Origin of the sequence: Ezakiella coagulans, assembly GCF_003096635.1 — a bacterium.
GTDB classification, from domain to species: Bacteria; Bacillota; Clostridia; order Tissierellales; family Peptoniphilaceae; genus Ezakiella; species Ezakiella coagulans.
This window is the reverse complement of record NZ_QEKV01000001.1, coordinates 139,714-153,642: the sequence shown is the minus strand read 5'-3', so window position 1 is coordinate 153,642 and position 13,929 is coordinate 139,714. Positions and strand designations below refer to the sequence as shown.

The following is a 13,929-nucleotide window of genomic DNA, read 5'->3' as shown; positions in this document are numbered from 1 at the left end:
CTAAAGCACCTCTTTTAATCTGTCGTAAAACATTTCTCTTGCAAAATCAAACTCGCCAAGCCCCTTCAAAACTGCTTCGACTTTAAAACCTTTTTGTGTGAGAATGCTTTTCCATGAATCAGGCTCATCGCCCGCCATATCATTTTTCGCATGGTCACCGCTCACAAGCATCATCGGTCTTAATGTGATTTTTTTATCTTTAAACTTTTCGAGTTCCGGCAAAATTGTCTCAAGACTTCTTCTTCCTTCAACCGTCGCAACGAAAACATTTTCTCCGCCGTTTTTCTTAAAACACTCGTCGCAATAATCATAAACGTCGTCAACTTCGTGACTTGTGCCATGACCCATCCATACTGTGCATTCATCTTCCGGAAATATTGCTTTCTTTGTGAACTCGTTTATTGCATCTTTGTCAGCAAAAAGTGATTTTGAAACTCGAAGTCCGGGATAAAATTCCTTAAGTGAAAGAATTTTTTCGTACTCGATTCCTTCCAAAAGATGAGTGCTGAAAACTATCGGCTCATCAATGCCGAGACTTTTAAAATGATCAAGTGCCTCTTTTTCATTTTTTACGTCCATCACGCCTCTATCTTTCAGCCTTTTCTTTATAATTCGTGACGTGAATGCCATCTCCACTTCATATTCTTTTCCATATTCATTCTTAACATAATCAAAAATCGGTTTTATACATGCGTTGTAAGTGTCCATGTGAGTTGTTCCAAAAAAACAAACTGTAATTCCTTTCATATTTTCCTCCTTATAATGCTACATAGAGCGGTGAATATAATAAAATAGACATAGCGGCTGTCAAAAGAGCTGTCGCAACATACATAACTCTGTTTGCCAAAAAAATGTCGTCTCTGTTAATTTCTCTCAAGTCATTTCCAATAAACGGCTTGTCCGACAAAACTCCATGGTATGTCGAAGGTCCCAAAAGTTTAACTCCCAAAAGTCCCGCCATTGCAGACTCCGGAAAACCCGCATTAAGACTTGCGTGTTTTTTTGAATCCCTAATAGTTACCTCAACTCCATTTTGAGTGTTCAAATCTAAAACTGCTCCCGCCAAAATAAAGAAAATCGCCGTGAGTCTTGCCGGGATAAAGTTTATAACATCGTCTGTGAGAGCCGCTGTTTTACCAAAATATAAATACTTGCTGTCGTCGTATCCAATCATTGAATCCATCGTATTTGCCATCTTCATCATGATTGCCCCGGCAGGTCCGAACAAAAACGCAAATATAAGCGGACTGAAAACACCGTCGCTCGCATTTTCCGCAACAGTTTCCACAGTCGCCATCACAATTTGCTTTTCCGTTAAGTTTTCCGTATCACGACCGACTATCATAGAGAGTTCGTGCCTTGCATCGACAATTGAAACCTCAAGCTTTTCTCGTACCTTTCTTGCACATTTCGAAAGTTCTTTGAGCGAAATGCACGAATAAACCACATAAATTTTAAAAAGCGTTCTAAAAATTCCCGCCGGAATAATTTTTATAATAAAATACGTGATGAGATACGAAAATATTAGATTGAAAACAACAACTGCACTACCTGCGACGAATTTTTCATAGTCGCTCATATCTTCCTTTAAAAACTTTTTCTCTTCAAAGGAAATGAGCTTTCCCATAAGCCTTATCGGGTGAAACGGATAAACCGGATCGCCGATCAAGAGGTCGATTAAGAGTGCTGCCAAAACTATTTTAATCATAGCCCGGCAATCTCCTCAACCAATTTCATATCCATATTGTCGGCAATCGCATTCATAAGCTTATCAAATTCAATTTCCAATTCTTCCCTGGTAACTCCGCCATGATTTGCAGGTTTGTCGTAGTCAACGAGCGAATCTTCGTCAGGGATATTGAGCTTCACATACGGAATCGTTCCTATGACCGGAATTCCCGTAAGCTTTTCAATTTGCTCTATGCCCGAATCGAGAAGAGTTTTGTCGCCTCTGAATTTATTTATGACAAGTCCCTTGATTCTCTTTCTTTCGTTCTCGCTTAAAAGCATGACCGTTCCATAAAGAGATGCAAAAACTCCGCCGCGGTCGATATCCGCAACAAGAATCACGGGCAAATCTACTAGTTCCGCCAAGCCCATATTCACAATGTCATTCTCTCTCAAATTTATTTCAGCAGGACTTCCCGCACCTTCGACCACAATGATGTCGTTTTCAGATTCAATCTCCGAAAAAGTTTTCTCAATTACCGGAAGGAGCTCCTTCTTGTACTCGAAATACTCTCTAGCTTTCATATCCTTGAACTCTTTTCCGAAAAGTACAACAGTGCTTCCGACGTCGGTCTTTGGAATCAGTAAAACAGGATTCATCTTGACATCGGGCTTTCTGTTGCAAGCAAAAGCTTGTTGGACCTGTGCGGTTGCAATTTTGTTGCCGTCTTCATCGACAAATGCGTTTCTACTCATATTTTGCGACTTGAAAGGAAAAACTTTCAAACCTTTTTTATAAAAATATCTGCATAAACCGGTACACAACAACGACTTGCCTGCCGAAGAAGTTGCACCTTGAACCATAATCTTCGCCAAAATAAACCTCCAATTTAAAAATGGGCAAGTTAATCAAGATTCGAATTAAAATCTTAAAAACTTACCCATACATCCTCCAAAAATTTATTTTAAAGGAACAACATAAAACAGCATACTTCCCAATCCCAAAAGTACAACTGAAGGTATCCTGACTCGCCATCAAAATATATACCGCCTTCCCGTTAAGTGGCAAATGGCATATACTCCGGCATACAGTAGAGGTTGCTGTTCGGTTTTTAACCGTATTCCCTTAATCTATCTACATAAAATTATATCATTAATCATATAATTTTTCAAATTTATAGTCGCTCAAAAACATAAATTTCCGGTAATTATTAAATTTTATTATTTTAAAATTGAGAACGAAAAATTGTATTTTAAAACAAAATAAAAACTACTTCTCACTCTCATTCAAAAAATCTTCGAGTTGTTTTTTTCTATGTCTCAGCTCGTGATTTTCCCGAAACATTTTCTCATTACTTTTTCGCATCCTGAATTCCGAAATCATTCGAATCGCATACATAAAAAGACTGCAGATTAAGCATTTTACCGCCGCACCGAAAAGATAAACGCCTTTGTATGTGTTTGCGTCTCTATTTACAATGAGTGCGTTCATTTCAAAGAGTCGCATCACTGTGTCGATTCCCATAAATGCCTGAAAAATTCCAAGCACCACTATAATAAAGAAAAATATTCTAGGAGCGTAAACTTTCTCCGAGGTCATAAATGTAATCGCATCGTACACACCCATGCTGCTGTAAAACATAAAAAGTACACCGTTTACAAACACAAATATGCTCATTAAATCGATGTATTTATCAACCTGTGCGGTTCTGTAGTTAAGATGAAGGCTGTGCAGTGCTTTTGTGTCTATGATTGCGATGTCGATTGCGATGAGTGCACCGAAAACCAGAGCAAAAATAAGTCGCCCCTTCAATGTGTTGTATTCGAAAAAGTTGCCCTTTGAATATTTTTTCATAAAACCTCCGCTTTCATTTTTATTGATTAAAAACGTAATATATTTATTCTACCACATTTTATGACTTTTCAAAAGTTATTTATATAATTAAAGTCTCCCTCTCCACTAAATTTCATAAATGGCATCGAAAAGCTTTCTCGTGTTCTCATCCAAATTGTGGCTCACCATAATAATTGTGAGATTCTCACTTTTAAGTAAATTCTCTTCAATCGCCGCTCTGTTTTCCCGGTCGAGTGCACTCGTGCCCTCGTCAATCAAAATCGTGTCTTTGCCGTTTATCAGACTTCTTGCAATTGCGATTCTTTGTTTTTCCCCTCCGGAAATATTCGCACCATTTTCTCCGACAATCGTGTCGATTCCGTCTTTAAAGTTTTCGATGTCCGTTTGAAGCGAACTTTTAAAAAGTGCATCGCTTATATCCGTACCTGAAAACTCCCCGCCCAAAACAATATTCTCCTTTATCGAGGCATTAAAAAGATACACATCTTGCGAAATATAGGACATACTTGTGTCGAGTGCTTTCTCGCGAACTCTTCCGTCGTAGAGAACCTCGCCCTTGTAATCCTTTATAATTCCCATAATAATCTTTAAAATTGTCGATTTTCCGCGTCCCGACTTTCCGACAATTGCATATTTGCCGTTCTTTTTAAATTTCATATTCAAACTTTCGAGAATCTGTTTGTCGTCGTAGCTGTACGAAATATTTTTGAGCGTAAGCGTTTCGTTAAACGACCCAACGCACACTTTTTCAACATCGGTTGATTTTAGAATTTCAAAATACGGCTTCGACTGCATTATCATCATTTTTGCATTTGTGAGATTTGAAAGTCCGTTTGTGACTCCACCTATGAGATTTGCCGCACCTGCAAGCACCGCAACTCCGATTCGCCCGTAAAACGCAAGAACAACTACGATGACTTCCGCCAAAATTTGCATTAAAACACTCACGATTCCCATCGTGCATTCCAAAATCTCCGTCATATAATTTTTTCTCGACTTCGCCTCTTCGCTTATTTCGCTCGCGTCCATTCCTCTTTTTAAATACCAATTTTTTGCGGACAGAATTTTTAGAATGTGCACGCCGTAAATCAAATCTTTAAATTTCTTCATCGCCTCCGCTTGTGCTTTTAAATTGTCCTCTCCGATTTTTTCGATACGCTTTTCAAAAATTTTAGGCATAAACCACATTATAAGAGTTGAAAAAACGGCGAATAAAAACAGATAAAAGTCGAGATAGAGAAGCGCCGCAACGCTCCAAACTATCTGTGCAACTCTTCCGACCAGATTAAAAACGCTTTCCCATGCGAGAGTTGAAATTTCATCGACATTTTTTGTTATGTAAGAAATATATTCCGCTCTTTTTTCTCCGCCGAAATTTTTTATATCTCCGTTGTAAATTGTCTCGTAAAAATGCTTTCGAAGATCATTGTTCATGGACTTTACCGCCATTGCACGAAAATAAGACTCAAGCATACAAATTAAATAATATGCGAGCCATCCTGCAAACGAAATCGAAATCCACTTCAAAAAGTGATGAATGTCGAGTCTGATTGCACCGTCAAATGTTTTTATAGCAAAAAATTGCACAATGACCTGCATTCCCCACATCAAAATTTGCAAGAGAAAAACAATCAGAGTTTTTATTTTGTTTTGATAAAGATATCTTCTAATATTTTCCATAGTCGCCTCTATATCATCATACCAAAAAATCGAAGCGTTATCAATCACCGAAAACAAAAACACCCTTGCAAAAGCAAGAGTGTCAAATCTAAATACATAACCTTATAGATTTAATACCAAAACATTTTTAGATTTATATAGAAATATTTTTCGAAAAATATTTTTCGTCAATATATTTGTGATCAATGGTAATGACTGTTTTTGCTTCTAAATATTTCATAGTGTCATCAAAAATTTTATAAAAAAGTTTTTCATCAAGCCCTGTGCTAATTTCATCAAAAATGTATAGTTCGCAATCTTTGTATAATGCTCTCGCTAACAACACTCTTGTTTTCTCTCCACCTGATAAGGTGCTGCTGTCGAACCCGATATTCTTTATTGAATACTTTTCAAGAACTTCATCCAACCTACATATTTTAATGATTTCATTCAATTTCTTATCATTAACCGTAGATTTAAATGTGATGTTTTCGATTATTGACATGTTAAATAATTTATTTTCTTGAAAAACCGCTGATAATGAAACCGTCTGATTTTCTTTTCCATCAACATATATATTACCCGAAGTCGGCTTATACATATTAGTGATTAATTTTGCAATACTTGACTTGCCTGAACCTGTTCTTCCATTTATTTTTAATTTATCACCTTTATTTATGGCTAAATTAAAATCTGTTAAAACGTGGTTATCTCCATAATTTAGCGAAACATCTTTAAATTCAATAGTGTTAAAATTTTCGATTAAATTTACACATTCTTTCTCTATTCTTTTAAAAGTATCATCTATCCTTTTAACAGAATTTTTGAAAGCTGATATTTCTTTTTGATTTTCTATGATATTAAATATCGGATCGGTAATCATTGAGGCATACAATATGATTGCTATCAATGCTCCGACTGACAAGTTGCCTTGACTAACACGCATTCCTCCAATAAAAATTAAAATAGCCATAATAAGATTAAACAATAAACTTACAAGTGCTTGAGAAACATTTTTAATATTTATTATTTTTTTATCGAGCTTATTCAGCGTCTGATTCTCTTTGTAAAATTCATTTAAAAAAATCTTTTCTTTATTAAACAGTTTAATATCCCTTGCGCCCACAATAATGTCAAAAAATTTATTTATAACATTCAGCCTTTGAATTTGACTGTTTGCAGATGCTATTTCTGAACTTTTTAAAATCTTTTGAATTACAATTGTTGACGCAACAGATATGGCAATCATAGCAAATAACATAATATAGTCGTACTTTATTATAATTATTGACCCAATCACAAAACTTGAGATAGAAAAACCTAAATCAAAAACCAAAGGTATTAATTTATCATCAATCGATTTTAAGTCGTCAATTATAACATTAAAAACATTGCTTCGTCCAGCTCTTTCCAGCTGTTCCATCTTTGTATTAAGAATACTTTCAACAATCTCATTTCTTATGTCTCGATTTAAATTCAGTTCAAATTTTGAGCCGAAGTTTACGAGAGCTATCCTAAATATATTTACCAAAATATATACAAGTGAATAAAATATTATATATTTTATAAATTCAATGCGATTCCCTAAGGTTAAATAGTCTATCACCTTTTGAATAAATAGCATAGGAATTATACTTAAACTTCCTACAATTATCCCTGTTAAAAATAATAATAAAATTTTAGAAAAGTTCTCCTTATATTTATCTCTTATCATAATTCCCCCATGAATTTATTGACATTTAGAATATTCTTATCAAATCTATAGATATTATTCTCGCTTGGTCTCAAAAATCATTTGTAAAATTTCTATATTTCTTGCCAACTTTACAAATAAATCTATGACATTTTTTTGTTATTTTTGTCAGTTTTCCCCATCGAATTCGATGGGTTTGAATTCCGGTTTTATTTCTAAACATATCGAATGATAAACATTTATTATTTACAAGTTCCTAAAGTTTTGTTAATTACTATTTTTATAATACCAAAAAATCGAAGCGTTATCAATCAGCAGAAACAAAAACACCCTTGCAAAAGCAAGAGTGTCCAATCTAAATTCTAAATTTTTCCCAATCGTATTTTATCTCGACCATGGTGAGACCTTCGGGTGGCATTGTGACCCCCGCTTTCGTTCGGTCTTTCGATTCAAAAAGTTCTTCGATTTCCGTCGGCGTTATTCGCCCTTCGTTCGCTTTCAAAATTGTTCCGACCATTATTCTAACCATGTTCTTCAAAAATGCCTCGCCGTAGATGTCGAATGTGAGAATGTTGTTTTCGTATTTTATAATTATATCCGTCACATTTCTCACAGACGTCGGCATCTGCGCATATGGTCCTTCGAACGCTTTGAAGTCGTGCGTTCCCACAAGAACTTTCGCCGCATCGGAAATTTTATCCATGTCGATGTCGTATGAGTAGAGCGAGAAAAATCTTTTCATCGTTGCGGGAAGCACTTCACCCACATAAACCGAGTATCTGTAGTGTTTCAACAGTGCGGAAAATCTCGCACTGAAATCGTCCGTCACCTCAAAAGATTTTTCGATTCTTATGTCCCCCGGCAAAATGTTGTTCAACGGATATAAAAATTTTTCCGGCGGAATTGTGGAATTTGTTTTGAAATTCGCAACCTGTGCAAGAGCGTGAACTCCTGCGTCGGTTCTTCCCGCCGCTTTCAAAACAATTTCCTCGCCCGTCACCTCCGAGAGTGCATTTTCAATCACTTCCTGGATTGCAAGTGCATTTTGCTGTTTTTGCCATCCGCTGTAATCCGTACCGTCATAACTTATAATCAAACAAATATTTTTCATCTTATTTTACAAAAGGTATGAAATTCAAAAGAATCATAAATGCGAAATAGCTCAAAACAATCGCATACGCAACAAAGTCTCTCGACTCGTATTTGAGTTCTTTTAGTTTCGTTCTGCCTTCGCCGCCTCTATAAAGTCTTGCTTCCATCGCATTTGCAAGTTCGTCTGCACGTCTGAAGCTGTTGATAAAGAGCGGAATTAAAATCGGCACAAGTGCTTTCGCACGTTTGAAAAGATTTCCCTCTTCAAAATTTGCACCTCTCGCCTTTTGTGCTTTCATGATTTTGTCCGTTTCGTCCATAAGCGTCGGGATAAATCTCAAAGCAATCGTCATCATCATCGCTATTTCGTGGCTCGGCACTCCGATTTTTCTCAAAGGATTCAAAATCTTTTCTATTCCGTCTGTGAGTCTTATCGGCGAAGTTGTGAGCGTCATAATGCCCGAGCCCATAACCATCAAAACAAGTCTTATCGCCATAAAAAATGCGTATCTCACACCTTCTTTTGTGGCTGTGAGAGGTCCGATTTGAAAAAGCGTTTCGCCCTTAACCATAAATATATTAAGTCCGACAGTCAAAAATAAAATAAATATTAAACTCTTTATCCCTTTAAAGAGCATTTTAAACGGAATTTTTGCAATTTTCGTCACGGCATAAAGATATAAAAATGCAAATGCATACGCCGTGAATGTCTTTACAAAAAACAGTATAAAAATATATGTGAATGTGAGAATTATTTTTGTTCGCGGGTCAAGCTTGTGAACAAATGAATCGCCCGGGAAATATTGGCCGATTGTGATATCTTTCATCATTTTAAAAGCCCTCCTATTTCCTTTGCCGCATCTTCAGGCGTGAGTGCTTGTTGAAGGACCACACCTTTTTTTCTGAGCATGTTCATAAAATCCACAACATACGGAACGTCAAGCCCGATGTGTTCAAGTTCTTCTTCGCGTTTAAAAATTTTCTCCGGTTTGTCAAAATATTTGAGCTCGCCTTTTTCCATGACGAGAATTCTGTCCGCAATTCTTGCGATGTCTTCCATCGAGTGCGTTACATAGACAATTGTAAGATTGTTTTTCTTTTGAATCGAGCGAATCTCTTCAATAATCTCGTCACGTCCTCTCGGGTCGAGTCCCGCAGTCGGTTCGTCCAAAATAAGAGTGTTCGGTTTCATCGCAAGCACGCCCGCAATTGCAACACGTCTTTTTTGTCCGCCCGAAAGTTCAAACGGCGAGCGGTCCTTCACCCACTCATAATCGAGTCCGACATCTTCAATCGCATCCTTCACTCGCTTATCTATTTCCTCTTCGCCGAGTCCCAAATTTTTCGGACCGTACGCAATGTCCTTTGCGCAAGTCTCCTCAAAAAGTTGATGCTCCGGATATTGAAAAACCATTCCGACCCTTTGTCTCAAACCGATGAGTCGCATATCCTTCGAAATCTTCTCGCCCTCAACGTGCACCTCGCCCGACGTCGGAAACAAAAGTGCGTTGAAGTGTTGAATTAGAGTCGACTTTCCGGAGCCCGTGTGTCCGATTACCCCGACAAATTCGCCCTGCTTTATGCTTAGCGTTACATCGCCGACAGCAGTCTTTTCAAAAGGCGTGCCTTGGCTGTAGACGTGCGACATATTTTTCAGAGCAATTTCCGCGTTCGCGTCAAATTCAGAGCTCTCAGAAACAACCTCATCCCTGAATTCGTTGTATGAATTTTCGTCGAACTTCGCTTTGCCGTTTTCCTTTATTTTTTTAAGCACACAGTCCGCATAATCTTTTAGTTCAAAACTCGTGCAGCCCGTCTTTTTGTCTCCCAAAAGATATTCCATCTCCGGAACGAACGGACTGTCCAGTCCATATTTTCTTATTTCATTCGGGTCCTTAAAAATCTCCTGCGGAGTTTCGTCCCGAACGATTTTCCCTTGCTCAAAAACAACCACACGGTCGGCGTTTATCGCCTCTTCCATGTAGTGCGTGATGAGAAGAATAGTCTTGTTTTGCTCTCTGTTGAGCCTTAAAATTGTGTCCAAAACATCTTTTCGTCCGGACGGGTCGAGCATCGCCGTCGGCTCGTCAAAAAGAATAATGTCCGGATTGATTGCCAAAATTCCCGCAATTGCGACACGCTGTTTTTGTCCACCGCTCAAAAGATTCGGGCTGTGGTCTTTGTAGTCGAGCATATCGACAATCTTTAAACTCTCGTCAACCCTCTTTCTTATTTCAGCCGGCGGCACACCCAAATTTTCCGGACCGAAAGCGACATCCTCTTCAACAATAGTCGCAACAATTTGGTTGTCCGGATTTTGAAAAACCATACCGCAATTTTTTCTTATGTCCCAAATCTTCTCCTCTTCCTTGGTGTTCATGCCGTAAACGGTCACATCACCTTTCTTAGGCATAAGCTGAGCGTTTATAAGTTTGCAAAGTGTGCTTTTCCCCGAGCCGTTTGCACCCAAAACCGCAACGAACTCGCCCTTCTTTACATTCATAGAAACATCGTCAATCGCAAGCAAAGACTCGCCCGTTATATTTGAAGTATAACTGAAACTGACATTTTTCAGCTCGATTATAGGATCATTTTCTTTTAAATCCATGTCCTGCTCCTTTTAATCTGTCGAGGCGTCTCAAAACCGCCTCTGCTTGATACTTTCCGGGATACAAAAGCTCCAAATGCGGATACATATCCCTGATAATATAGTCTATAAGCTCATAGTGGGTACATCCCAAAATAAGTCTTGTGACTCTTCTTTTTATAAGCGGCGGAATAAGGACCTCAAGTTCCTTTCTCACACCGTCTAAATCATCTTCTTCTATAAGCCTTGCAAGATTTCTTGAAGGCAAGGAAATCGCTCCGAGCATCCTCGAATAAATTCCTGAATTATGCGTAAATGATGTGGAAATAACTCCCAAATGTCGCAAATTTTGTCTTCGCAAAACTTGAACGGTCGGCGTTATAATATCCACAATATTTCGCCTTAAATTTCCCGTCTCAATGAGAGCTGTGCTTATGGTGTTGCACGCCGGTGCAAGAACTGCGAACTCGCCTTTGAACGGACGAACCATCTTCTTTGTGAGCTTCACAATCTCGCCTTTCGACCTCTCGCCGTATGGCATATTCTTTTCGTCGGATGTATAAATCAAATCAATACCCGGAGACATACTCTCCAAATACTTATATACAACCTTTCCGCCCTTGCCGGAATCCAAAACCAAAACCTTCATAAAATCCTCTCTTGAAACCAAATTAAAATAGTAGAAAAATCTACCCTCTATCCGTATAATTATATCACAAAAGAACCACCCTGTCGAATAAAAAGCAATTACAAAAAGAAAAGGAAACGCATGTCGAAAAAATCGATGCATTTCCTTTTTGTTTGATTATTTATTTGTGTTTTTGTTGTTGGGATTTTTTGTGTGGGTTTTTTATATGATTATTGTAATTGTAAATTTCAAATTCAAATATAAATTGTTTCACAGTAATTATAATCTTTGCAATTTATAAATTCACATTAACCTATAAGCTTTTTCCGCAAATTAATTATACTTATCCAACTTCCACCCCACACTCAACTCGCAATCCGTTTTTCTAAGTGGAAAGCGAAGTATTTTTGTCCCGTGGAGAATTTTTTGAAGCGAGTCGTAGTAAACCTACGTCGAGCTCAAAAAATTCGAACGACAAAAAGACGAGCTTTCCACGACGAAAATGGATTGCAGCCCCATCGTTTGCAGCGTCCTACACGGCGCAAGGCGAAAACCCACACTCCTGACACTCCGCACAGCCGCCGCTGTGGTTCATTTTGCCGCCGCAGATTGGGCATTTATCAGGGTCTTGTTTGAGGGCGGTGTCGGCGAGTTCATCGATTTCGCGTTTGAGTTCTTCGATGCGGTCGGTTGGCGATTTCTTTTTATCGGTGATTAAGATTCCACCTCTGGCGCAACCGTCGCGATAGATTGTGATGCCTTTCAAGCCTTTTTCCCATGCGTAGATATAGAGGTCTTCAACTTCTTCAACGGTAAATTCGTTCGGAACGTTTACGGTTGAGGAGATTGAAGCGTCGATATATTGTTGCCATGCGGATTGAACGTCGATTCTTTCTCTGTAGTTCAAGTTTGAAGTTGTGACGATAAATTCCGGCAAGTCCGCTTCGTCGAAGATATTATTTTTGTCCATATATTGCTTTACGATATCGGTGTAGACCTTGTAGTAGGTGTCGATACCGTGAATTGATTCAGTTTTTCTCGTGTATGAAATTTGGAAAATCGGTTCAACTCCGTTTGAGCATCCGATGAGAGTTGAAATCGAACCCGTCGGTGCAATTGTGAGAAGTTGACTGTTTCTCAAGCCATGTTTTTCAATCATTTCCAATGTGTCATCATCGGCGTTCGATCTTATAAATTCGCTCTTTAGAACTGCTTCTTTGTTAAAGAACGGGAACGGTCCGTCTTTCTTTGCAAGCTCAGCTGACGCTTTCAAAGCTTCATTGACCATAAGTCTTCCGATTTGATGAATGAGCTTAATGGATTCCGGACTTCCGTATTTAATCTTGAGCTTTATAAACATGTCCGCAAGTCCCATTATTCCGAGACCGATTTGTCTCAAGTTGTGTGCAAGTTCTCTTTGTTCCTTGATTGGGTGGAGATTTTCATTTTCGTCCAAAACGCCGTTTAGATAAAATACGCCTTCACGAACCAAGTTTGCAAATGCTTCGAAATCGAATCTGCCGTAATCGGTGAACGGATCTCGTACAAATGCTCCGAGATTGATTGAGCTCAAGTTGCATGAACCCCAAGCAGGAAGCGGCTCTTCAGCGCACGGATTAACTCCCGCATATGAGAAATTTTCATCGGCGCTCATTATGTGCCACGAATTTATTCTGTCCCAATAAAGAATTCCCGGTTCCGCCATATTCCAATTGTTCTTTGCAAGAGTGTTCCACAAATCCCTTGCGCGAACTTCTTTTCTTATTTCTTCTCCGCTCGATTCCACGTCGAAACGAAGAGTGTAATTTGTATCTTCCTTGACAGCCTTTAAAAATTCATCATTTACATTGACGCTGATATTTGCCGAGTTTACTTTCGACAAATCGTTTTTTACGTCGATGAATTCCATAATGTCAGGGTGCGACACGTCCATATTGATCATAAGTGCACCACGTCTTCCGCGCATACCGATAAGTCCGGTTGTAAGTGCAAATAAATCCATAAATGAAACTGCACCCGTCGTTGTTGAAGCCGCATTGTTTACTCTTGCGCCCTTCGGTCTCAAATTTGAAATATTGATTCCGCAGCCGCCGCCGTATGAATAAGTCCTTGCAAGTCTCTTTGCGGTGTCAAAAATCGACTCGATATTGTCTTCCACTTTCGGCATAACATAACAATTCGAAAGTGTGACTTTTTTGCCCTTTTTGTCGAGGCCGCGACCCGCCAAAATTCTTCCAGCCGGCATAAACTTCTTGTCCTTTATAGCCTTTCCGATTACATCGTTGTCGCCGCTCACTCTCTTAATAAAGCCTTCGAAATTTTCTCCGTCATAGCGATATTTCTTGTCGTAAATATCCCTTTGGAGATTCGTCATCGCCCAGCCTTCTTCTCTCAGTCTCGTGCGTTCTTCTCTGTACAAAATGTATTTCTTTGCAGCTTCCGGTGCTCTCTTCATGAGTTCAAACTCAACTAAGTCTTGAATTTCTTCAATCGAAACCTTGTCGCTGTCCTTATACTTTTCATGAACCGCCTCTCCGACTTCCTTCGCAGCAGTTTCATCAATTCCCTTTTCAGTTTCTTTCATCGCCTTCTCGACCGCGATGACAATTTTTTGCGTTTCAAAATCGACTTCTCTTCCGTCGCGCTTAATTACTTGTACCATTTATTTCTCCTTATTTAATAGTTATATAAAACCACATATAGTGGTGAAAATAGTTTTTTCGTTTAATTACACTATATATCATATC

The 13,929-nt window shown here is 38.5% G+C and carries 11 protein-coding genes and 1 riboswitch; all 11 genes read right to left on the bottom strand.

Annotated features, from left to right (window positions below; all coding sequences use genetic code 11):
* The 11 genes from C7381_RS00685 to C7381_RS00635 all read right to left on the bottom strand — a co-directional run bounded on the left by C7381_RS00685 (nucleotide 1) and on the right by C7381_RS00635 (nucleotide 13,844).
* A complete protein-coding gene (locus tag C7381_RS00685) occupies nucleotides 1-747 on the bottom strand; it encodes a sirohydrochlorin cobaltochelatase (protein ID WP_116479534.1) in 747 nt (248 codons plus the stop codon).
* Nucleotides 748-757: 10 nt separating this feature from the next.
* Complete coding sequence (gene cbiB, locus C7381_RS00680; RefSeq protein ID WP_034547403.1) at nucleotides 758-1,708, bottom strand: adenosylcobinamide-phosphate synthase CbiB; 951 nt, start codon at nucleotides 1,706-1,708, stop codon at nucleotides 758-760.
* Nucleotides 1,705-2,544, bottom strand: coding sequence for a cobyric acid synthase (locus tag C7381_RS00675; RefSeq protein ID WP_165803540.1), 840 nt, complete (start codon nucleotides 2,542-2,544; stop codon nucleotides 1,705-1,707). Before C7381_RS00675 ends, cbiB begins: the two co-directional genes overlap by 4 nt.
* Nucleotides 2,545-2,665: 121 nt before the next feature.
* A riboswitch (cobalamin riboswitch) is annotated at nucleotides 2,666-2,839 on the bottom strand.
* 99 nt (nucleotides 2,840-2,938) lie between these two features.
* A complete protein-coding gene (locus C7381_RS00670; protein ID WP_116479532.1) occupies nucleotides 2,939-3,523 on the bottom strand; it encodes a hypothetical protein in 585 nt (194 codons plus the stop codon).
* A gap of 105 nt (nucleotides 3,524-3,628) precedes the next feature.
* A complete protein-coding gene (locus C7381_RS00665) occupies nucleotides 3,629-5,203 on the bottom strand; it encodes an ATP-binding cassette domain-containing protein (RefSeq protein WP_116479531.1) in 1,575 nt (524 codons plus the stop codon).
* Between the two features lie 133 nt (nucleotides 5,204-5,336).
* On the bottom strand, nucleotides 5,337-6,896 hold the full coding sequence (locus C7381_RS00660; RefSeq protein WP_116479530.1) for an ABC transporter transmembrane domain-containing protein: 1,560 nt from the start codon (nucleotides 6,894-6,896) through the stop codon (nucleotides 5,337-5,339).
* 334 nt (nucleotides 6,897-7,230) lie between these two features.
* The gene (gene truA / locus C7381_RS00655) at nucleotides 7,231-7,971 is read right to left on the bottom strand and encodes a tRNA pseudouridine(38-40) synthase TruA (RefSeq protein ID WP_165803539.1); all 741 of its coding nucleotides are present in this window, start codon (nucleotides 7,969-7,971) and stop codon (nucleotides 7,231-7,233) included.
* Nucleotides 7,972-7,987: 16 nt separating this feature from the next.
* The gene (locus C7381_RS00650; RefSeq protein ID WP_116479528.1) at nucleotides 7,988-8,797 is read right to left on the bottom strand and encodes an energy-coupling factor transporter transmembrane component T family protein; all 810 of its coding nucleotides are present in this window, start codon (nucleotides 8,795-8,797) and stop codon (nucleotides 7,988-7,990) included.
* Nucleotides 8,794-10,575 (bottom strand): energy-coupling factor transporter ATPase, encoded by a 1,782-nt coding sequence (locus C7381_RS00645; RefSeq protein ID WP_116479527.1) that lies wholly within the window; start codon nucleotides 10,573-10,575, stop codon nucleotides 8,794-8,796. The genes C7381_RS00650 and C7381_RS00645 overlap by 4 nt, the downstream gene beginning before the upstream one ends.
* Nucleotides 10,556-11,203 (bottom strand): glutamate racemase, encoded by a 648-nt coding sequence (locus C7381_RS00640; protein WP_165803538.1) that lies wholly within the window; start codon nucleotides 11,201-11,203, stop codon nucleotides 10,556-10,558. Before C7381_RS00640 ends, C7381_RS00645 begins: the two co-directional genes overlap by 20 nt.
* Nucleotides 11,204-11,714: 511 nt before the next feature.
* Nucleotides 11,715-13,844, bottom strand: coding sequence for an adenosylcobalamin-dependent ribonucleoside-diphosphate reductase (locus C7381_RS00635; protein WP_116479525.1), 2,130 nt, complete (start codon nucleotides 13,842-13,844; stop codon nucleotides 11,715-11,717).
* Nucleotides 13,845-13,929: the final 85 nt, after the last annotated feature.

Coding starts and splice junctions, on each gene's coding strand:
- C7381_RS00665 (WP_116479531.1), bottom strand. CDS start 5,203: ATGGAAAATATTAGAAGATATCTTTATCAAAACAAAATAAAAACTCTG.
- C7381_RS00645 (WP_116479527.1), bottom strand. CDS start 10,575: ATGGATTTAAAAGAAAATGATCCTATAATCGAGCTGAAAAATGTCAGT.
- C7381_RS00660 (WP_116479530.1), bottom strand. CDS start 6,896: ATGATAAGAGATAAATATAAGGAGAACTTTTCTAAAATTTTATTATTA.
- C7381_RS00670 (WP_116479532.1), bottom strand. CDS start 3,523: ATGAAAAAATATTCAAAGGGCAACTTTTTCGAATACAACACATTGAAG.
- cbiB (WP_034547403.1), bottom strand. CDS start 1,708: ATGATTAAAATAGTTTTGGCAGCACTCTTAATCGACCTCTTGATCGGC.
- C7381_RS00635 (WP_116479525.1), bottom strand. CDS start 13,844: ATGGTACAAGTAATTAAGCGCGACGGAAGAGAAGTCGATTTTGAAACG.
- C7381_RS00685 (WP_116479534.1), bottom strand. CDS start 747: ATGAAAGGAATTACAGTTTGTTTTTTTGGAACAACTCACATGGACACT.
- C7381_RS00640 (WP_165803538.1), bottom strand. CDS start 11,203: ATGAAGGTTTTGGTTTTGGATTCCGGCAAGGGCGGAAAGGTTGTATAT.
- C7381_RS00650 (WP_116479528.1), bottom strand. CDS start 8,797: ATGATGAAAGATATCACAATCGGCCAATATTTCCCGGGCGATTCATTT.